Here is a 20,659-nt window from a genome sequence, read left to right on the forward strand (position 1 = left end):
TCTATGAGTCTTCTCAGCCCTCAGGACTGTGTCACCCCTTTTGTATCCCGCGCAGCGCTCACAGGCTCGCCAAGGTCTGGGCATGCATCTTTGCGCGCTCCTCCTTGCGCTCGCTGTAGCGGTCCACCAGATAGGGCGCAAGGTCCCGGGTCAGCAGGGTGAACTTCAGCAGCTCCTCCATCACATCCACCACGCGGTCATAAAAAGGCGATGGCTTCATGCGCCCCTCGTCGTCAAACTCCTGGTAGGCCTTGGCGACCGAGCTTTGGTTGGGAATGGTCAACAGGCGCATCCAGCGGCCCAGAATGCGCAGCTGGTTCACGGCATTGAAGGACTGCGAGCCGCCGCTCACCTGCATGACCGCCAGCGTCTTTCCCTGCGTGGGCCGCACGGCGCCTTCGGACAGCGGTATCCAGTCCACCTGGGTCTTCATGATGCCGGTCATCGCGCCGTGGCGCTCCGGTGAAGTCCAGACCATGCCTTCGCACCACCGCACCAGCGCGCGCAGCTCCGCCACCTTGGGGTGGTCCTCCGGCACGGTATCGGGCTGCGGCAAGCCGTCGGGATCGTAGATGCGGACCTCGGCCCCCATGCCTTCCAGCAGCCGCGCTGCCTCCTGGGTCAGGAGCCGGCTGTAGGAGCGCTCACGCAGCGAGCCATACAGCATCAGGATGCGCGGAGCATGGGCAGACAGCTGGCGAGGCTGCAGCTGCTGCGGGCCAGGGGCCTGGAAGCTGCGGGCATCGATATGGCGGGAGAGGGCATCAGCAGACATCAGTGTCCTTGGGTGGGCAGAGCTGGCAGGGCATTTTCATACCAGCGCTTGGATCGATTGACAACGGCCACAACGGCCAGCATTACCGGCACCTCGATCAGCACGCCGACCACGGTGGCCAGCGCTGCGCCCGAGTTCAGGCCAAACAGGCTGATCGCGGTGGCGACGGCCAGTTCAAAGAAGTTGCTGGCGCCAATCAGCGCCGAGGGCCCGGCCACGCAATGGGCCACCCCCAGCTTCTGGTTGAGCCAGTACGCCAGCCCGGCATTGAGAACCACCTGCACCAGGATGGGCACGGCCAAGAGCGCAATCACCAAGGGCTGCGCCAGGATCGACTGGCCCTGGAACGCAAACAGCAGCACCAGCGTGGCGAGCAAGGCCAGGATCGAGACCGGCCCCATCAGCTCGGTGGCCCGGCCCAGTGCCTGGCTGCCGCGCCTGAGCAGGTATTTGCGCAGCATCTGGGCCAGCACCACCGGCACCAGGATGTAGAGCACGACCGAGACCAGCAAGGTGTCCCAGGGCACCGTGATCGAGGAGATGCCCAGCAGCAAGGCCACGATCGGCGCAAAGGCCACCAGCATGATGGCGTCATTCAAGGCGACCTGCGACAGCGTGAAGTACGGGTCCCCCTTGCACAGCTGGCTCCAGACAAAGACCATCGCCGTGCAAGGCGCTGCAGCGAGCAAAATCAAACCGGCGACATAGCTGTCTATCTGCGCAGGATCGAGCCACTGCACAAACACATGGCGCAAAAACAGCCAGGCCAGCAAGGCCATCGAAAACGGCTTGAGGCCCCAGTTGATGAACAAGGTCACCCCTATGCCACGGGCATGGCGGCGCAGCTGCGACAGCGCAGAAAAGTCAATCTTGAGCAGCATGGGAATGACCATCACCCAGATGAGCACACCCACCGGCAGGTTCACCTTGGCCACCTCCATCGCAGCCACGGCCTCGGTCAGGCCCGGCACGGCATAACCCAGGCCTACGCCAGCGCAGATGCACAGCAGCACCCAGAGCGTGAGGTAGCGCTCAAACCCACCGATCACCGGCTTGGTCTCAGGCACGGGCATGTTCAAGACTCCGCAATCCGCTGCACTGCCGCTTGCAGCGCCTGGTTGCCCAGCTTGTCAAACGGCAGTTGCAGCAGCTGCAGCATGCGGTAGGCCAGCGCCTGGCGGGTCAGCTCAAAGCGCTGGGCTTGCTCCTCGCTGGCGGCCTCGGAGGGGTCCGGATAGCTCCAATGGGCACGCACTGGCGCGCCCGGCCACAAGGGGCAAGGCTGGGCAGCGGCGCTGTCGCAGACGGTGATGACCACGCGCATCTCTGGCACACCAGGCTGCGCAAACAGGTCCATGCTCTTGCTCGCCAGCGCCGATACATCCACACCCGCAGCACGCAACGCCGCGAGCGCCTGCGGGTGGACACGGCCACTAGGTGCAGCACCGGCGCTGAAGGCTTTGGCATCGATGCCCAGTGTCTGCGCCCAGTGGTTGAACATGGCCTCGGCCAGCACGCTGCGGGCCGAGTTGTGGGTGCACAGCACCAAAACATGGGTGGTCATCGTCAGCAGCCTTTGTCGCTGGCAGGGCAGCACTGGGGAGCGGTCACCTCGCAGCGGGCGCCCGCGCAGCAGTTCTCGGTCAAATAGCGCAGAACGCCATCCATGCGCGCAAAGTCCGCGCGGTAGACCAGGTTGCGGCTCACGCGCTCCTGCGTGACCAGGCCCGCATGGACCAGCTCCTTGAGGTGGAAGGACAGCGCCGTGGCCGCAACGCCCAGCGCCTCCGCCAACACCGAGGGCGTAAGCCCGTCAGCCCCGGCCACCACCAGCGCACGAAACACCCGCAAGCGGACCTGGTGGGCCAGTGCGGCCAGCGATTTGATGACATGGTCTTCATTCATACTTCAATGATACTTGAAGTATTAAAATAAATCACCAAAAACTTTGCAGCCCGCTGTGACGGACGCCCAAAGGCCGCGCCGCCCCGGCTAAAAACTTACAGTGACTCGGGGCCCCTTGGTTCAGTGCCGAAGGCAGCTATTGCTGGCAGGCATCTTGTATCCACTGCAGCGCCTCGCGTGCACCGCGCATGTCGTGCATCGCATCGACTGCGCCGACTGAGACCAGCAGCTTTTGGGATGCAACGGCTTTGGCCAGAGCGGCGCCCTCCAGCGTCAGTACCCCAAAATGCCGGATAACGCCAGCAGCTTCCGTCAAAGGTGGCGGAAGAGGAACGCCGTCCAATGCGATCGCCAAAGCCCCGCTCAAAAGCACCGCCCGCATGGGCACTGCGGCAATCGTCAAGGATGTGCCATTGAGCGTCATTCCCCCACCCACATGCCTGGCAACACAGGCCTGCTTTCCAGTCGCAGGGTCCACTGCACGCGTCAGCGTCCACCAACCGATTTCTGCAGCCCGCCCAGTAGGCTCAGTCGGCCCAGCGGGCGCCGCGCAGGCGCTTCGCACACTGATGGCGATCAACAATGCGGCCATGATTCGCCCCATATCCACTCCTGCACCGTCAAAGACAAGAGGCCATTGTGAAGGATGGGGTGCCTGCCCGGTGTCTCAAGCCAGCCGTTGGCATGCCCGCAAGAACCCACGCCAGCAGCCATGGCGGGCCGCTATCGCCGCAGGCAAAGGCAGTAGAATGGCCCGCACTTGTTCGCAAAGAAGCCGGTGACAATCCGGCACGGTCGCGCCACTGTATCGCTGCCGCAGGCCCCGGGCATAGCTCCCAAGCCTGCGCTGCCAAGTCAGACCTTTGTGCCAAGCCCCCCCCGAACCAGCTGCAACCGGCATCAAGCCCGCTGGTTTGCCTAGGACGCGCTTTTCCTGGAGTTCTCATGCAGACACCTGCCCCCAGCCGCCGCTTGGCGCTGCCCTTGCACCCGGCGCTATGGCGCACAGGCCTGGCCTGGCCGTTGGCGGGATGCGGCCGCTAGGCGGCCTGCACTCGTCCAGCGCCGGCCCCGGCCCCGCCTCCCCCTTTTTGTTTCAGACTGCCGCGCGCACTGCGCCCAACGGCCCCGCCCCAGGCTTGCCCGGCAGCCCTCCCCTTTTATTTGGAGACATCCCCCATGCGCACCAGCCAGAAGATCCCAGCCACCATCGTTACCGGCTTTCTGGGCAGCGGCAAGACCACCTTGCTGCGCCATATCCTGTCCAATGCCAACGGCCGCCGCATTGCGGTGATCGTCAATGAGTTTGGCGAGCTGGGCATTGATGGCGAGATTCTGCGTGGCTGCGGGATTGGCTGCGAAGACGAGAACGGCGAGCAGGCCGGCCAACTGTATGAGCTGGCCAATGGCTGCATGTGCTGCACCGTGCAGGAAGAGTTCTACCCCGTGATGCGCAAGCTGATCGAGCGCCGTGGCGATATCGACCATATCCTCATCGAGACCAGCGGCCTGGCCCTGCCCAAGCCCCTGGTGCAGGCCTTCAACTGGCCCGAGATCAAGAACGCCTGCACGGTCGATGCGGTGATCACCGTGGTCGATGTGCCCGCCGCAGCCGCCGGCCAGTTTGCCGCCAACCCCGCTGCGGTCGATCTGCAGCGCAAGCTGGACCCCAACCTCGACCACGAGTCGCCGCTGCACGAGCTGTTTGAAGACCAGCTCATCTCCGCCGACCTGGTGGTGCTGAGCAAGCTCGACCAGGCCAGCGCCGCCGACCGCGCTGCCGTCGAGGCGCTGGTGCGCGAAGACATTCCGCCTGCCGTCAAGATCGTGGCTGCCGACCATGGCCGCATCGACCTCGATGTGGTGCTGGGCCTGTCCAGCGCGTCCGAGCAAAGCATCGAATCGCGCAAGGGCCACCACGAGCACGAAGCCGGCCATGTGCATGACGAGCACGACCATGACGATTTCGACTCCGTCGTCGTGCAGCTGGGCGAAGTGGAGCGCGAAGCACTGCTGGCCCAGCTGGCCGAGGTCGTCGCGCAGCAGACCGTCTACCGCATCAAGGGTTTTGTGGCGCTGCCCGGCAAGCCCATGCGCCTGGTGGTGCATGGCGTGGGCAAGCGCTTTGACAGCTACTTTGACCGCCCATGGCGCGCCGATGAAAAGCGCGCAAGCCACCTGGTCTTTATCGGCCATGACCTGGACGAGGCCGCCATCCGCGCCCAGCTCGCTGCCAGCCCGGTCGGAGCGCTCTGATGCATTTGCTCGCGGTCCAGCCCGGTGGTTTTGTCGACGACGAGGCCTTTGTCTCCAGCATGGGGCAAAGCCCGGCCGACATCGTGATCCTGAGCGCCGCAGATACCACCTTGGCCCTGCTGGCGCAAGCCTATGCGCAGTTGCGGGCCGGCATGGATGGCGAGCAACTGCCCAGCGTGCGGCTGGCCAATCTGATGTACCTGCGCCAGCCCGCATCGGTTGATCTGTATGCCGATGAGGTGCTGCAGCATGCCAAGCTCATCATCATCGACCACCTCGGCGGCGAGAGCTACTGGCCCTATGGCACCGAGCGCGTCATGGCGCTGTGCCGCGCCCACCAGATTGCGCTGGCCATGTTCTCGGGCGACAGCAGCGAGGATTTGAACCTGCTGCAAAAAAGCACGGTGGCGCAGCAAGACTGCCGTACCTTGTGGCGCTACCTGCGCGAAGGCGGCCTGGCGAATGCGCGCGAGCTGTTTCGTTTTGTCTGGCACGGCCTCTTGGGCGGCCCGCATGCGGCGCTACCCCCGCGCCCCCTGCCGGCGGTGGCCGTCTACCACCCCGCGAGCGATGAGGCCACGGTCGCCACCTGGCAGCAACCCGGCCCGCTGCAGTGGCAACCCGGCGCGCCGGTGGTGATGCTGCTGTTCTACAAGGCGCATCTGCAGTCGGGCAACACCCAGGTGTTTGCCGACCTGTGCCAGGCGCTGCTTGCCAAGGGCATGAACCCGCTGCCGCTGGCCTTGCAATCGCTCAAGGACGCCGGGTGCCTGGCGGCCTTGCAGGCGCTGTGCGCCAGCGAAGAGGTCGCACTGATCCTCAACACCACCGCGTTCTCGCAGGCCTCGCTCGATACCCCCGGCGACCATGCGCTGGCAGGCGATATCCCCGTGCTGCAGCTGATCCTGTCGGGCAGCAACGAGCAGACCTGGCTGGACAGCACCCACGGCCTGCAGCCGCGCGATATTGCCATGCATGTGGCGATGCCCGAGGTCGATGGCCGCATCATCACGCGGGCCATCAGCTTCAAGGGCCTGTCGCACCGCAGCGATCTGACCCAGTCCGATGTGGTGCAGTACCAGGCCCACCCCGAGCGCATGGGCTTTGTGGTGGAACTCGCCCAGCGCTGGTGCCAGCTGCGCCGCAAACCCAATGCCGACAAGCGCCTGGCGCTGGTGCTGGCCAACTACCCCAGCAGCGAAGGCCGCATTGGCAATGGCGTGGGGCTGGATACACCAGCGTCGGTCATCGAGATCCTGCGCGCACTGGCGGCCGATGGCTATGCCGTCGATGCGATGCCCGCAGACAGCCAGGCGCTGATGGAGCTGCTGCAGCAAGGCATCACCAATGCGCCCGACTCCTGGGCCACGCGCGCCGCCTGGCAAAGCCTGAGCCTGGCCGACTACCTGCAGTACTTTGGCACCCTGCCAGCGGCCAACCAGCAGGCCATTACCGAGCGCTGGGGCGCGCCCGCGCAAGACCCGATGCTGCGCGAAGGCCGCTTTATGGTGGCCGGCCTGCGCCTGGGCCAGATCTTTGTCGGCGTGCAGCCGGCGCGCGGCTACCAGCTCGATGCGTTGGCCGCCTACCATGACCCGGATCTGGTGCCGCCGCACTACTACCTGGCCTTCTACCACTGGCTGCGCAGCCAATGGCATGCCGATGCGATGGTGCATGTGGGCAAGCACGGCAACCTCGAATGGCTGCCCGGCAAGAGCGTCGCCCTGTCGGCCAGCTGCTGGCCCGATTTGGTGCTGGGCCCTCTGCCCCACCTCTACCCCTTTATCGTCAATGACCCTGGCGAAGGCACACAGGCCAAGCGCCGCGCCCAGGCCGTGATCATTGACCACCTGATGCCCCCGCTTACCCGCGCCGAAAGCTACGGGCCCACGCGCGATCTGGAGCGCATGGTCGACGAGTACTACGAGGCCGCCACCCTGGACCACAAGCGCGCGCAAATCCTGCGCCAGCAGATCCTCGCCCATATCGTGCAGCACGACCTGCACCAGGACCTGGGCCTGCAGGCGCCCGGCAGCGACGAGGAAGAGCAGCAGCTGCTCAACCGCACCGATGCCTACCTGTGTGAGCTCAAGGAAAGCCAGATCCGCGACGGCCTGCATATCTTCGGCGTCTCGCCCGCCGGCCGGCTGGAGACCGATACCTTGCTCGCCCTGGCCCGCCACCCCGTCGGTGGCGGCAAAGGTGCGAGCCAAAGCCTGGTGCGCGCCCTCGCCCGTGATCTGGGCCTGGACTTTGACCCGCTCGATGCCGACTGGGCCGCGGCCTGGACCGGCCCGCGCCCCGCCCTGCTTCAAGACCTGCAAGATCTGCAGAACCAGCCCTGGCGCCACCACGGCGACACACGCGAGCGCCTGGAGCTGCTGGCCTTGCAGATTCTGGCCCCCGGCGCCGCCTTGCCGCCAGCACTGGCCGAGCTGGCCGACGGCCACACCCAGGCCGTGCTGGCCCGCGTGCAGCAGGATCTGCGCCCGCGCCTGGCCGCCTGCGGCCCGCAAGAGCTGCTGCAACTGCTGCGCGGCCTGGCGGGGCGCTTTGTGCCAGCGGGCCCGAGCGGCGCGCCCACGCGCGGCCGGCCCGATGTGCTGCCCACCGGCCGCAACTTCTTCTCGGTCGATACCCGGGCCATCCCCACGCAAACCAGCTGGGGCATGGGATTCAAATCTGCGCAACTGCTGGTGGAGCGCTACACCCAGGAGCATGGCGAATACCCCGTCACCATTGGCCTGTCTGTGTGGGGCACGGCCACCATGCGCACCGGCGGCGACGATATCTCGCAGGCCTTTGCGCTGATGGGCGTGCGCCCCACCTGGGCCGATGGCAGCTGGCGGGTCAGCGATTTTGAAGTGCTGCCGCTGCATGTGCTGGGCCGCCCCCGGGTGGATGTGACCTTGCGCGTTTCGGGCTTTTTTCGGGATGCGTTCAGCAATGTGATCCGCCTGTTTGATGCCGCCGTGCAAAAAGTGGCGGCGCTGGAAGAAGAAGACGCCGCGCAGAACCCGATCCGCGCCCGCGTTCTGGCCGAGGCCGCGCAGCTGCAGCAGCAGGGGCTAGATGCCAAGGCAGCGCGCCACCAGGCGGGCCTGCGCGTGTTTGGCGCCAAGCCCGGCAGCTACGGCGCCGGCCTGCAGGGCCTGATCGACAGCGGCCAGTGGCAAAGCGACGAGGACCTGGCAACGGCCTACCGCAACTGGGGCGCCTATGCCTACGGCCAGAACGACGAAGGCAGCAATGTGCCCGAGACCTTTGTGCGCCGCCTGTCCGAGATGCAGCTAGTGCTGCACAACCAGGACAACCGCGAGCACGATGTGCTCGACTCCGGCGACTACTACCAGTTCCAGGGCGGCATGGCCGCTGCCGTGCGCCACTACAGCGGCCAGCAACCGGCCATGTACTTTGGCGACCACAGCAACCCCGAGTCACCGCGCATGCGCAGCCTGCAAGAAGAGATCAGCCGCGTGGTGCGCGCACGGGCCACCAACCCCAAGTGGATCGAGGGCGTGCAGCGCCATGGCTACAAGGGCGCGTTCGAGATCGCCGCTACGGTGGACTACCTCTTCGCCTTTGATGCCACGGCCCGCGTGGTGCGCGATGACCAGTACGCCCGCGTGACCGATGCCTTTGTCGCCGATGACACCACGCGCGCCTTTATGCAGCAGCACAATCCGCAGGCCTTCCACGGCATGTGCGAGCGCCTGCTCGAAGCCATACAGCGCGGCCTGTGGCAGGAGCCCGGCGACTATCCCCAATTGCTGGAGACCCATTTGCTCGAGACCGAACACCTGCTGGAGATGCGATGAGCACCGCCAACGATCTGCATTTTCCCTTCAGCGCCATTGAGGGCCAGGCCGCGCTGCAGCAGGCCTTGCTGCTGCTGGCGGTCGATCCGCAACTGGGTGGCGTGCTGGTGGAGGGCCCGCGCGGCACCGCCAAATCCACCAGCGCCCGCGCGCTGGCTGCGCTGCTGCCCAGCGGCCATTTTGTCAATCTGCCGCTGGGCACCACCGAGGAGCAACTGCAAGGGGCGCTCGATCTGGAAGCTGCCCTGCAGTCCTCAGCCGTGCAGTTCCGCCCCGGCCTGCTGGCCCAGGCGCACCAGGGCATTCTGTATGTGGACGAGGTCAACCTGCTGCCCGATGGCCTGGTGGACTTGCTGCTCGATGTCAGCGCCAGCGGCACCAACCGCATCGAGCGCGATGGCGTATCGCACCAGCATGCCGCGCGCATTGCACTGATCGGCACGATGAACCCCGAAGAAGGCCAGTTGCGCCCGCAGCTGCTGGACCGCTTTGGCCTGTTTGTGCGCCTGCCCAATGTGCCCGATGTGGACACGCGCAAGCGCATTGTGCGCGCCCGCATGGCCTTTGATGCGGACCCGGCCCATTTCTGCGCCCAGCAAGCGGAGGCACAAGCCCGGTTGCGCCAGCAGATTGCCGCCGCACGCACGCAGTTGGCCAGCGTGGCCTGGCCCGAGGCCATCTTGGATACCGTGGCGCAGCTGTGCCAGCAATCGGGCGCCGAAGGCGTGCGCGCCGACCTGGTGATGCTGCGTGCCGCGCGCGCCCAGGCTGCGCTGGCGGGCCATGCCGAGGTCAGCCTGGCCGATGTGCAGGCCGTGGCGGAGTTGGCACTGGCCCACCGCCGCAGTGCCGATGCGGCGCAGCCGCCATCGGCTGCCGGCCCAGCCAATGATCCCCAAGATCAACCGCAGCAGCGCCAACCGCCAAAACAGGCGCAGGCCAAGCCCCAAGCCGGCGACGCCAACACCGCTAGCAGCAACCCCAACGCCAATCACAGCCAGCCCGATGGCTGGGGCGGCATGGCCGCGCCGCGCCACACCGGTATCGAGCCCGTCAAGGCCCTGCGGCCCTTTATCGCAAAAAAAGCCTGACGCGCCCCAGCCTGGCCGGCAAGGCCAAGCTGGGGCGCGCGCAGAACACGCAGCGTGCCGGCCGGCTGCAGGCAGCCGCTAGTCACCGCATTGACTGGCCCCGCAGCCTGGCCGCCAAAGGCCAGGCCAAGTTGGCGCGCCCGCACCTGCGCTTTCGCAAGCAGCCCGCCGGCGCGCAGCTGATGCACTGCGTGCTGCTCGACACCTCCGCCTCCATGCTGCGCGGCCAGCAGCTCGCCCGCGCCAAGGGCTATCTGCAGGCCATTGCCGAGCAGGCCTACCGCCAGCGCGACAAGCTCTGCGTGCTGGGCTTTAGCGGCGACAGCGCCTATGTGATCCAGGCTGGGGCCAAGGCCCAGGCCTTCAACGAAAGCTGGATCCGCCCGATTGCCGGCGGCGGCGGCAGCCCGTTGGCCAGCGCCATCAGCTTGCTGGAGCGCCTGCTGCAGCGCGCCCGCCGCCAGGGCCCCGTGCATGCCTGCGTCTGGCTGCTCAGCGACGGCCGCTTTGCCCAGGTGCCCGAGCGCCCCAGCTGCGCCGAGCAGATCACCGTCGTCGGTTTTGACCAGGGTGGCCTGCCCTTGCAGCTGAGCCAACGCCTGGCAGCACGCTGGCACGCGGATTGGATACCGGCCTGAGCCAGTGCCTTGCGCCGCCATGGCGGCTCGTTGAGCTTACAAATCCTCTTGCTGCATACAAATGGAGAACCGACGCTCACCCTGCTGTCGGTTCTTCGTGCGTGTCGGTCCTCCGTGAGTTTTGAATTTTTCTCACTGAAGTTTGAACTTGGGGCGCTCTGAGCTCACACAGAGGGCGTGACGGGGCGACTTTCGGCCTGTCGCGGCCCCTGAGGTTGACGCGAAGCTGCTGTTGCGCTTGGTCAATTTGAAGCTAGGATGGCTGCTGTCGGTCAATAACAGGCCGTCTCGGCAAATGAAAGCAGAAGCTCCACGTCCCAGCTCAGCGGGCGAAATGCCAGGCCACCATGCCCAAGGCTTGATAGCAGCCCCCTTACGCATCAGGTGGGATGCATTGTTGCAGGCCTACATCAAAAGAGATTTACAAAGCCAAGAATCGCCGACCAGGCCAGCTCAAGCAAAGCCCACGCGGAAAACAATCCGTTCATCACAAGAAAAAGCGCACCAACGACAATCACTAAAGCGATGAGTTGCACAGCTTTCATGCGATGAAGTCTCCCGAAAAAGCCAATTTTTCATTATGCATAGCTGTCTCCTACCGATAAGGCTTATCGTGTAGCGTGGGTTATACACTGTCCCCCTGGGTCGGCCTGCGACGGTCGCGGATCGGCCAGGAGCAGAAGTTCAAAAAAAGCAATTGAAGGTCTGTTTTGCAGCGGTTGCGGTCTGTCATGTTTGCAACGTGACCGACTGATCACTGTAGCAAAGCGGCCGAGCGAAGAGATTGATATATATATATAGTATCTTGAGTGCTATGAAATAGGAATGACTAGCCCATTCAACTTTGAGTTGATTAGGCACCATAGAGGAGAGAGTAAATGAGTGTGGATATGTACCGGCGTCAGGTCACCCAGATTCGGGATGGCATTGCCAAAGCAATGGACCAAAAGGCAAAGGAGGTACAAAAGGCTGCCGACGCAGGTAAAAAATCCCTTGCTGCAAGATCTGCCGCGAGCAAAACCAGCACTACCTCAACTCTTCAAAATAAATTACGCGAGGCTAGTCGATATGCTGAAGAGCAAGCTAAACATGAGCGAGAGGTGGCTAAGCTAGAGAAAAAGATCGCGGACGAGCAGAAAAAGCTTGGGACGGCTCAAGGGAGGCTGGACAGCGAAGACGCGAAAGCGCTGAAAAAAAGAAATGAAGAGCAAAAGCGCCAGCAGGATGCTCAGCAGATGCAGCTACGAACGATGAAATCAAGTCTGACGCAGCACGAGATACTTCATCGCGAGACCATTGCACGTGTTGATCGGTTAAGCGCACTGCCCGAGCAGATTGTGGTCGCGTTCTTCGCTACTGATCCGGCAACAGCGTCCGACCGCAGACTTCTTTTGGACGAGGAGGTTCGAGAGATTCAGCAAAAAATTCGTCTTTCAGATCACCGCGATGCCGTCAAACTAGAGTCGCGTTGGGCATTACGGTCTGGAGACATTCTTCAATACATGAATGAGCTGGGACCTACGGTTGTCCACTTTAGCGGGCATGGCACCAACCAAGATGAGCTTGTTCTGCAGGACCGCAACGGTGATGCAGCCTTCGTTTCTCTAGCAAGCCTAGTTGGTACTTTTGAGCTTTTTGACTCTGTTCGGCTGGTGTTCTTTAACACATGCCATTCGTACAACCAAGCGGCTGCCTGCACTCAATACGTAGATGCGGCCATCGGTATGAATCAGGAGATTGGAGACACGGCAGCTCGTGTATTTGCCTCGCAGTTCTATTCCGCTATTGGTTTTGGTAAATCGATTCCCAATGCGTTCAAGCAAGCTAAAAATGCTTTGATGCTCGAGGGAATTCCAGAAGAGTCGACGCCGGAACTCCATCTACGTAGCGGGATTGAGGAGTCTGATTTAATCCTGGTCAAGCCCAAGGACTGAGGGCGTTTATCAAAGCTGGACCGTGGGTCTGTACTTCTCCTGGTCCCAGTCGTACAGCTGAATGAGACCGATTCCATTGAGCCGGTGGTCAAGCGCCAGAGTAAAAACAGAGGGCACCTTAATGTAGATGTGAATGCGGCTCAACTGATGCCGACCACGGAACTCAGACAGCTTCACCTTGGCTTCGTGTACTGCCTGGTTCATGGCAGCGATGTCGTCGTTTGACGAATGGCCGGTTACGGCAACAGCTGTCACTAGGCTGCAAAACCTGACCGACGGCTCTAGCCTTCATCGGACATTGTGAATCAGCCTGTGAAGTTCCGCTTTGGGTCGAGCAGCAACAGTCATGCGGCGCCACTTGGAGCTGCTGGTACGATGCCTCAATTCGGCCACGAGCAGTCATTCCTCTCTGGCCTGATCTGTCTTTTTTGCGATATCTAAAAATGCTTCAAGCTGATGTTTATAGCGCCATCGACTCATATCTTGCCAGCATGGCTGAGCTTGGTATCAATTGGTATCCAGATCACATTGTGCCTTTGGAAATGAGATCGAGTGAAGTTGATCAAGATGAAGGTTTGGTCGCATGGAAACCGGTTGCCTCACTTGTCGAGGATATAGACGTAGAGGCGGTAAATTCTGCTGTGAACGCGGTACTTAGCCCCCAGTTTGTGAAAGTCCTCAAGTACAAGAATTTCATGGAGCTGCATCTAGGAGACATGTGGTTCTTCGCTCATCCAACGCGTGGTTGGCAGGATATCTTGATTGGTAAAGTTTTTGATGGTCATCCGCGAGAGCTGTTATTTGACAAAGGATTCCTTCCTTTTGCTGGATGTTCCGATTGGGGTCTTTATTGCTTCTGTCTTGACCAAAGGCACTCTAATGGAGAGTACGATGTATACCAATGGGATCATGCTGATCCTGAGAACTTCCATATGGTCGCTCAGAGCTTCAATGAAGCGGTTGCTGTCGCAATGTCAAGCTGAATCGAATCAGCATTTTTATAGAGTTCGACTGACCGCTGTGGGGCGAGCAGCAACAGTCATGCGCAGCCACTTGAAGCTGCTAGTACGATGGCTCAATTCGGCCAGGAGCAGTCGCTCGTCAAGCGGGGCTGAAGTTACTAATAGCTTAGTCGCAGAAAGCATGATACCAATGCATCTTCCTTATCAACGCCAAACTCTCAAGACGCGATGGCGACACATGCTTGGCGCTATCCCACAGAAACCATGCCGTACGTGTTGTACCACACAAGGTAATTGAACTATGGATATTCAAAAAGGCCATCGTATTGATGAGCGTCACTTGGTGGGTGAAACGATATTGCTCGGCGACGAAGGCGCAGACGTTTTATTCAAATGCATACTAGAGAACTGCCACATCATTGTTGATACCAAAGACAATGTGATTGGTATCAGGCACTCCAAGCTATTCAATTGCACCTTGGAGTTCAATCGCAAGCTCAAGAACGCTAGGCTTGTCAGTTGTGACTACATCAACTGCACGTTCAAGGGCAAGTTTGATGGTGTGGACTTTGGTCGCTGGCCCGCCCCCAACCCCTTGACCAAACAAATGGACGAGTTAGGGGACGTGATCGATTGCGACTTCACGCAGTCCACGCTTGACCTTTGCCGTTTCTTCGGTGTGGACATTCAGCGTCAGAAGTTTGCACCTTGGCCGCAGTTTGTTGTGCCTCGCGAAAACGATTTGGCAGCATCCAAGCTTGACCGAGTCTGGCCGGGGCAATTTGCCCAGTATCTTGGCTTGATCCAGGGAGATCACCCTGCGACAACAGCATTAACGGGTCTATGTAAAGACTTCATCAAGCGTTACGCCATTACAGAAGAAGAGCTGCTGCAGGCTTTGGATGATATTGGTGGCGTGATCAAGTAGCTGCGAAACAAAAGTCATCCTTTACCTTTAAGCGCAAACCGACAGTGCGGTACGAGGCTCGCACACTGCGGCTGGACTCCACCGTTGCGTTTGGTAGTGCGTTGGGACAGTGGCTGTTAGATGCGATGGGCCCTGGTGATCCGTTGGGGGACTTCATCAACCGCTATCAAGATGCATGGAGCCAGCGCCAGACGAACTTTGATCAATTTATGGGAGCGTTGAGCAACGCCAGCTCGATCGCTGGAGCGATTAGGGATACGGCGCAGCTGCTGCCGAAAGCTCGAGCCTTCCACATCTGGTTTGAGCATGTGAGCATTGGCACCACGCCAGTCCTGCACATGCAGCACGACCCAGAAACGCTGGAGTCCCGGCTGAAGCTGTTGCATGGGCAGTTCTGGGGCTGAGGGTTGAAGAACGCCAGTTTTAAATTGACAAAGCCTTGTTCTGGGTTGACACACTGAGGTTTGTACAGGGTTGTCCTAAACCGGCAGTGTGCACACAATCGCAAACCGGCACCATCGAGCCTGACTCGACACCCGCATGTTTCTTTTTCCCGCCTACACTGGAGGTCAAGGAAATCAACATCAGGCTGCAAACTGCCACAACCAGACATTCGGGTACACACAATGAGTAGCTCTTTAGATGCCACCGTGCTCTGCACATCGTTGGACGCTCTCGCGGAGGACAATAGATCCCGGGTGCCCCTGATGATTCAACTCTTGGGCCTTGATGGCCACGAGCGTCATGAAGACATCGTTTTTGACCTTGGGATTTTCGGGGACCCTGCCGCTATTCCAGCGATTGCGAAAGCCGCCGAGACAACTTTTCCGTACATGGTTCGATGGCAGAACCTTCATGAGTTCCAGCGCAAGTGCGCGTACGCCCTTGCTCGAATTGGGACGCCGGAATCTCGGGAGGTACTGGAGTACCTAGCTCAGCATTCGGACTCGCATTTGCGCGAATACGGAAGAGAAGGCTTGGACAACTGGCCGATGCCTTTCATACGGCCCTGAGCGTCCGCTCCTGCGTGCGGCCAACGACTGCTTGGGGTCGAGCAGCAACAGTCATGCGGCGCCACTTGGAGCTGCTGGTACGATGCCTCAATTCGGCCATGAGCCGACATTCAAAGGTGAGATAGATGCTGTTGGTTGGAACCGTCAGTGCATTGGTTACAGACCCAGAATATGACGATATGTCGCACGTATCCGTGCGCGATTTCACAAGCGGCTATTGGTTTTCAATTAGCCGCATCAGCGAGTTCGCTGACCCCGAGGTCATGGTAAAGGACCAGCTAAGTCATCGGGGAGGCGTGATAGCGGTAGAGCTTCACTCACAGTCCTTCCGTGCAACGCTCAGCGAAGCTGCGGCTACTGCTCTAGATGGTCATCGGGAGTATGTGGTCGAGTTTCCTGCGAGCCAATACGTGTCGGTTCGAGCAGCGCTTGAAGCAATCTTCCACGGGGCCAATAGCCTTCACATTCTTGGTTAAGGCTCGACGCCCAAGATGTGTTGCCCCTGCTGGCGCGCACACGCCGCTTCCTTCTGAATGTCAGCTTCACAGCGAACGTATTGACTGCAATGGGTCGCAAGCCGCCATCGGAACGAGCTCGGCCAGCTGGCCAGGTGGATAGGATCTTTTACGCAAGCTGACATCGACCAGTCCGTTGCCGCCCTGCCCGGCACCCTGCTACGAGTAGGGAGATGTCTCGCGTAGTTGCCCCAAAGCAACATACATACACGCCCCACAAGTAGGTATTCACACTGGATCACCGCTTTTTAGGCCGCAAGCGCTGCGATAGCTGTGGGAGCCGCATGGGTTTTAAATACAATTCGTTCTCATTCCTAACACTCATCCCCTGGCCAAGCACGCTGCGGCGCCCATGACTGGCGCCGTTGTGCTGTGCCCGCCTCGTTTTTTGCTGCCTTCACCATGTCCGCATCCACCCGCACTTCGCGCAAGCCATCGGGCGCCCGCCCGGCCCTGAGCCAGATAACAGCAGCCGTCCTGATCAGCCTGGCACCAGCGGCCAGCGCGCTGGCCCAGACGGCGGCAGCACCTGCTGCCGATGACGAGCCGGTCACAGAAAGCACCCTGGAGACCATCCAGGTCTCCGGCGATCTGCTGGGCAGCGGCTTGCAAAACCAGCTCAAAACCTTTGCGGGGGCACGCACCATCGTCGACAAGGACGTGATCGAGAACAGCGGCGCCTCCAGCATTGGCGATGTGATGCGCCGCATTCCCGGCGTGCAAAGCAGCGACAACTCCGGCACGGCAGGCAGCGCGGTGTCGCTCAACATCGGCGTGCGCGGTTTGACCGGCCGCTACTCGCCTCGCTCGACCGTGCTGCTCGATGGCGTGCCGCTGGCTGTGGCGCCCTACGGCCAGCCTCAGCTGTCGTTTGCCCCGGTGAGCCTGGCCAATATCGAATCCATCGATGTGGTGCGCAGCGGCGGCGCGGTGCGCTATGGCCCGCAAAACGTCGGCGGCATCATCAACTTCAACACCCGCGCCATCCCCACCAGCAAGGACATCACCGGCGACGTGACCCTGCGCTACAACGGTTTTGGCAAGGGCGGAGAGAACAACACGCTCTACAGCACCTTCCTGGGCTCGCAGCTGGACAACGGCCTGGGCTGGGCGCTGCTGTACTCGGGCATGACGGGCTCCGAATGGCGCAAGGACAGCGATGAGCGTTTGAACGACGTGGCGCTGAAGTTCCGCTATGCGCTGTCGGGCACGTCTGAGGTCTACGGCAAGCTGTCTTACTACGATGTGCGCTCCAACACGCCCGGGGGCCTGACGGTCGCCCAGTACAACGCCAACCCTTTCCAGAACACGCGCCCCACAGATAGCTGGGACGGCGAGCGCAAGGGCCTGGACCTGGGCTATATCAACACCTTGTCGGACACGCAAGAGTTCGAGATCCGTGCCTACTACAACGACAGCGCGCGCTCCAGCCGCCTGATCAATGCCGCGCAGACCCAGATCAACTACCAGCCGCGCAACTACCAGACCTTGGGCATCGAGCCCCGCTACACCCAGCGTTTTGCGCTGGGCAGCAGCACGCATGATGTGACCGTGGGCTACCGCTACATCCGCGAGCGCGGCGACGACAACAGCAGCCTGCTGAACCTGTCCACCAATGTGATGGGCGCCACCACCTCGTTCGACAATGCCACCGATGCCCATGCCGGCTATATCGACGACCGCATCGCCATCGGCGCCTGGCGCATTACCCCGGGCGTGCGCTTTGAGCACATCAAATCGGAGCGCGATGACCGGAGCGGCGCGCAAAGCTTTGACACGCGCAACAACAAGTGGCTGCCCTCGGTCAGCGTGTCCTACCTGGTCAACCCCGCCCTCACGCTGTTTGCCAACTACACCACCTCGTTCGGCCCGGTGCAGAACATCCAGCTGAACTCGCAAACGGCGGCCAACCCACTGCGCCCCGAAGTGGCCAAGACCAAGGAGCTCGGCGCCCGCTGGCAAGACAAGCAGTGGCGCGCCGAGGCCACCGTGTTTGACCTGCGCTTTGACAACCAGATCCTGCAGACGCCCGGCGTCGTGCCCGTCACCTTTGCCAATATCGGCGCCACCAAGCACCAGGGCCTGGAGCTGGCGCTGGAATACAGCTTTGACAAGGCCAGCGCCCTCGCCGGCACCACGGTGTATGGCAACTACACCTACACCAAGGCGATCCAGAAATCGGGCACCACCGCCGGTCTCGATGTGCCTTTCTACTCCCGCAACACCGACACCGTCGGCGTGCGCTATGAGCGCGATGCCTGGGGCTTCAACCTGTCAAGCACGCACCAGAGCAAGCAGTACTCGGACCTGGCCAACACCGAGGCCGAATCGGCCAATGCCAATGTGGGCCGCATCCCCGGCTTTCGCCTGTGGAACGCCCAGGTCAGCTGGAAAGTGCCGCAGTACAAGGGCAGCGAAATCATGGTCGGCGTGAACAACATCGCCGACCACCGCTACTACACCCGCAATGTCGATGGCAACCCCGGCCGCATGGTCGGCGCACCGCGCACCTTCTACGTCCAGGGCCGCTACGCGTTCTGATCCACCTATTACCCGCCTTCGTAAAACAAGACCCGCAACACCTGATGCGGGTCTTTTTTGCCGATGGCTTCGCCTGTTTTGTGACCCTCTGATGACCCCTTCTCGCACCACCGCCCGCTCCGCCGCCTTCCACCCGCTGACCTGCCTGAGCAGCATCGCGCTGGCGATTGCCGCCTGGCCCGCCGTGGCACAAAACGTGCCGGATACGGCCACCAGCGCCACCACCGCCCCGGCCACCGAGGCCGTGCTGCCCCAGGTCATCGTGCAAGAAAAGGCGCAGGAAGTCGGCTACCAGCCCAAGCGCGCCACCACCGCCACCCGCAGCGATGCGGCCCTGCGCGATGTGCCCCAGGCCATTGCCGTGGTGCCCGCCCAGGTGCTGCAGGACCAGCAGGTGCGTTCCATCGACGAGGCGCTCTACAACGTCAGCGGCATCACCCAGGCCAATACCTTGGGCGGCACGCAGGATGCGGTGATCAAGCGCGGCTTTGGCTTTAACCGCGATGGCTCCATCCTGCGCGATGGCATCCGCACCGTTCTGGCGCGCAACCTCACCTTCACGACCGAGCGGGTCGAAGTGCTCAAGGGTCCCAGCTCGGTGCTCTACGGCACGATGGACCCGGGCGGCGTGATCAACATGGTCACCAAAAAGCCCCAGCTCAGCTTTGCCGGCCAGGTGGGCGCCTCGCTGTCCAGCTACGGCGGCGGCGGTGCCTCGCTCGATCTGACCGGCCCCATCGGCGAGCAAGGCCTGGCCTACCGCTTCATCGCCGACACCAGCGATGTCGACTACTGGCGCAACTTTGGCAAGAACCGCCAGACCGTGATCGCCCCGTCGCTGGCCTGGTATGGGCGCGACACCTATGTGCGCATGTCTTATGAGCACACCGACTACGAGCAGCCCTTTGACCGCGGCACCGTGATCGACAGCCGCACCGGCCGCCCGGTGGCCATCGACCGCCGCGAGCGCTTGGACGAGGCCTACAACCGCACCCTGGGCGATTCGGATTTTTTCACCGTGCAGGCCCAGCACAGCCTCAATTCGCAGTGGAAGCTCAACGCCGCCTACAGCTACAACCGCAACCGCTATGACGACTACCAGGCCCGGCCAGTGTCGCTCAACCCCACGACCGGCATCCTCACGCGCCGGCCCGATGGCACGCGCGGCGCATTGAGCCAGCAGCATGTGGGCCAGATCAACCTGGAAGGCAAGCTGCAGGCGGGCGGCATGACGCACGAGATCCTGGCCGGCCTGGACGCCGAAGACAGCAATATCTTCCGCCGCGACATCATCCGGGGCAGCAACAGCGGCGGCTTCAATGTCTACGACCCGGTCTATGGCAACCTGCCCAACGCCACCACGATCGACGAGGCCCAAAGCGCGCAGAGCGACAAGATCCGCCAGCAGGCGCTGTTTGCGCAGGATTCGATCCGCCTCTCGCCCCAGTGGCTGCTGCAGCTGGCCGGGCGCTGGCAGCACTACGACCAGATCGCGGGCAAGGGCCGGCCCTTTGTGGTGGGCAGCGAGGCGGACGGCAGCAAGTTCGTGCCGCGCGCAGGCCTGGTCTGGCAGCCCAGTACCGAATGGTCCATCTACGGCAGCTACAGCGAATCCTTCAAGCCGCAAAGCAGCATTGGCAGCGTCATCGGCACCCTGCCGCCCGAGACCGCCAAGGCCTGGGAGTTGGGCACCAAGTGGGAGTCACCGGCCGGCATCACTGCCACCGCTGCGCTCTACGACATCCGCAAGCGCAATGTGGTGGTGAACGAGACCATCGACGGCCAAAGCTATGCCCGCGCCGTAGGCGGTGCCCGCTCGCGCGGCCTGGAGCTGGATGCCGCTGGCCGCCTGGGCAAGCAGTGGCAGCTGATTGGCACCTATGCCTACACCGATGCTGCCGTCACCGACGACCCGCAATACCAGGACAACCGCCTGGCCAATGTGGCGCGCCACACCGCCTCGCTCTTTGCCGCCTATGATTTTGCAGCCAGCAACAGTGGCCGCTGGCGTGCCGGCGCCGGCCTGCGCCATGTGGGCCGCCGCGCGGGCGATGCCGCCAACAGCTTCAACAACGCCGGCTACACCGTGGCCGACAGCTTTGTCAGCTGGGAGCGCCCCTGGAGCGGCCGCATGGTCAAGCTGCAGCTCAACGTCAAGAACCTGTTCGACAAGAACTATGTGAGCTCCTCGGGCAGCCCCATCTATGTGTCGCTGGGCGAGCGCCGCCAGGCCGTGCTGCGCGCGGTCATAGATTTCTAAACATCGGCCTAAGCAACAGACAA

19 protein-coding genes are annotated in these 20,659 nt (G+C 62.1%); 12 read left to right on the forward strand and 7 right to left on the reverse strand.

The genetic code is table 11. The features are described 5' to 3' along the window. Nucleotides 1–58: 58 nt before the first annotated feature. From arsH to WH265_RS03190, 5 genes are all read right to left on the reverse strand, one after another. Nucleotides 59–775: an arsenical resistance protein ArsH gene (gene arsH / locus WH265_RS03170; protein WP_021028686.1), complete on the reverse strand. Its 717-nt coding sequence runs from the start codon at nucleotides 773–775 to the stop codon at nucleotides 59–61. Continuing rightward, a complete protein-coding gene (gene arsB, locus WH265_RS03175) occupies nucleotides 775–1,848 on the reverse strand; it encodes an ACR3 family arsenite efflux transporter (protein ID WP_339557287.1) in 1,074 nt (357 codons plus the stop codon). Before arsB ends, arsH begins: the two co-directional genes overlap by 1 nt. 2 nt (nucleotides 1,849–1,850) lie before the next feature. Continuing rightward, the gene (locus WH265_RS03180) at nucleotides 1,851–2,339 is read right to left on the reverse strand and encodes an arsenate reductase ArsC (protein WP_339557288.1); all 489 of its coding nucleotides are present in this window, start codon (nucleotides 2,337–2,339) and stop codon (nucleotides 1,851–1,853) included. 2 nt (nucleotides 2,340–2,341) lie between these two features. After that, a complete protein-coding gene (locus WH265_RS03185) occupies nucleotides 2,342–2,680 on the reverse strand; it encodes an ArsR/SmtB family transcription factor (protein WP_021028683.1) in 339 nt (112 codons plus the stop codon). 136 nt (nucleotides 2,681–2,816) lie between these two features. After that, on the reverse strand, nucleotides 2,817–3,083 hold the full coding sequence (locus WH265_RS03190; RefSeq protein WP_339557289.1) for a hypothetical protein: 267 nt from the start codon (nucleotides 3,081–3,083) through the stop codon (nucleotides 2,817–2,819). 776 nt (nucleotides 3,084–3,859) lie between these two features. Here WH265_RS03190 and cobW point away from each other — a divergent pair. From cobW to WH265_RS03210, 4 genes are all read left to right on the forward strand, one after another. Further along, on the forward strand, nucleotides 3,860–4,936 hold the full coding sequence (gene cobW / locus WH265_RS03195) for a cobalamin biosynthesis protein CobW (RefSeq protein WP_339557290.1): 1,077 nt from the start codon (nucleotides 3,860–3,862) through the stop codon (nucleotides 4,934–4,936). Next, nucleotides 4,936–8,754: a cobaltochelatase subunit CobN gene (gene cobN, locus WH265_RS03200; protein ID WP_339557291.1), complete on the forward strand. Its 3,819-nt coding sequence runs from the start codon at nucleotides 4,936–4,938 to the stop codon at nucleotides 8,752–8,754. The genes cobW and cobN overlap by 1 nt, the downstream gene beginning before the upstream one ends. Further along, complete coding sequence (locus tag WH265_RS03205; RefSeq protein WP_339557292.1) at nucleotides 8,751–9,845, forward strand: ATP-binding protein; 1,095 nt, start codon at nucleotides 8,751–8,753, stop codon at nucleotides 9,843–9,845. The genes cobN and WH265_RS03205 overlap by 4 nt, the downstream gene beginning before the upstream one ends. A gap of 131 nt (nucleotides 9,846–9,976) precedes the next feature. Continuing rightward, entirely contained in the window at nucleotides 9,977–10,483 is a 507-nt protein-coding gene (locus WH265_RS03210; RefSeq protein WP_339557293.1) for a vWA domain-containing protein, read from the forward strand. A 410-nt stretch (nucleotides 10,484–10,893) separates the two neighbouring features. Here the strand turns inward: WH265_RS03210 and WH265_RS03215 are convergent, their stop codons facing one another. Beyond that, a complete protein-coding gene (locus WH265_RS03215; protein ID WP_339557294.1) occupies nucleotides 10,894–11,028 on the reverse strand; it encodes a hypothetical protein in 135 nt (44 codons plus the stop codon). Nucleotides 11,029–11,361: 333 nt separating this feature from the next. Between WH265_RS03215 and WH265_RS03220 the strand changes: the two genes are divergently transcribed. Further along, nucleotides 11,362–12,417, forward strand: a complete 1,056-nt coding sequence (locus WH265_RS03220) for a CHAT domain-containing protein (RefSeq protein ID WP_339557295.1) — start codon at nucleotides 11,362–11,364, stop codon at nucleotides 12,415–12,417. Between the two features lie 9 nt (nucleotides 12,418–12,426). Here the strand turns inward: WH265_RS03220 and WH265_RS03225 are convergent, their stop codons facing one another. After that, nucleotides 12,427–12,672 (reverse strand): SAVED domain-containing protein, encoded by a 246-nt coding sequence (locus tag WH265_RS03225; RefSeq protein ID WP_339557296.1) that lies wholly within the window; start codon nucleotides 12,670–12,672, stop codon nucleotides 12,427–12,429. 188 nt (nucleotides 12,673–12,860) lie between these two features. Here WH265_RS03225 and WH265_RS03230 point away from each other — a divergent pair, with 188 nt between their 5' ends. The 7 genes from WH265_RS03230 to WH265_RS03255 all read left to right on the forward strand — a co-directional run bounded on the left by WH265_RS03230 (nucleotide 12,861) and on the right by WH265_RS03255 (nucleotide 20,636). After that, nucleotides 12,861–13,400, forward strand: a complete 540-nt coding sequence (locus tag WH265_RS03230) for an SMI1/KNR4 family protein (protein ID WP_339557297.1) — start codon at nucleotides 12,861–12,863, stop codon at nucleotides 13,398–13,400. A gap of 280 nt (nucleotides 13,401–13,680) precedes the next feature. Continuing rightward, nucleotides 13,681–14,307 (forward strand): hypothetical protein, encoded by a 627-nt coding sequence (locus WH265_RS03235; RefSeq protein ID WP_339557298.1) that lies wholly within the window; start codon nucleotides 13,681–13,683, stop codon nucleotides 14,305–14,307. Nucleotides 14,308–14,450: 143 nt separating this feature from the next. Continuing rightward, nucleotides 14,451–14,711: a hypothetical protein gene (locus WH265_RS03240; protein WP_339557299.1), complete on the forward strand. Its 261-nt coding sequence runs from the start codon at nucleotides 14,451–14,453 to the stop codon at nucleotides 14,709–14,711. A 303-nt stretch (nucleotides 14,712–15,014) separates the two neighbouring features. After that, nucleotides 15,015–15,320, forward strand: coding sequence for a HEAT repeat domain-containing protein (locus WH265_RS24210; protein WP_445228478.1), 306 nt, complete (start codon nucleotides 15,015–15,017; stop codon nucleotides 15,318–15,320). Between the two features lie 125 nt (nucleotides 15,321–15,445). Continuing rightward, entirely contained in the window at nucleotides 15,446–15,796 is a 351-nt protein-coding gene (locus tag WH265_RS03245; protein ID WP_339557300.1) for a hypothetical protein, read from the forward strand. A 441-nt stretch (nucleotides 15,797–16,237) separates the two neighbouring features. Continuing rightward, nucleotides 16,238–18,376 carry a TonB-dependent receptor family protein gene (locus WH265_RS03250; protein ID WP_339557301.1) on the forward strand — a complete coding sequence of 713 codons (2,139 nt, stop codon included), beginning with the start codon at nucleotides 16,238–16,240 and terminating at the stop codon, nucleotides 18,374–18,376. Between the two features lie 91 nt (nucleotides 18,377–18,467). Then, a complete protein-coding gene (locus tag WH265_RS03255; protein ID WP_339557302.1) occupies nucleotides 18,468–20,636 on the forward strand; it encodes a TonB-dependent siderophore receptor in 2,169 nt (722 codons plus the stop codon). Nucleotides 20,637–20,659: the final 23 nt, after the last annotated feature.

The sequence above is a fragment of the Comamonas sp. MYb396 genome, from assembly GCF_037479555.1.
In the GTDB taxonomy this organism is placed as follows: domain Bacteria; phylum Pseudomonadota; class Gammaproteobacteria; order Burkholderiales; family Burkholderiaceae_C; genus Comamonas.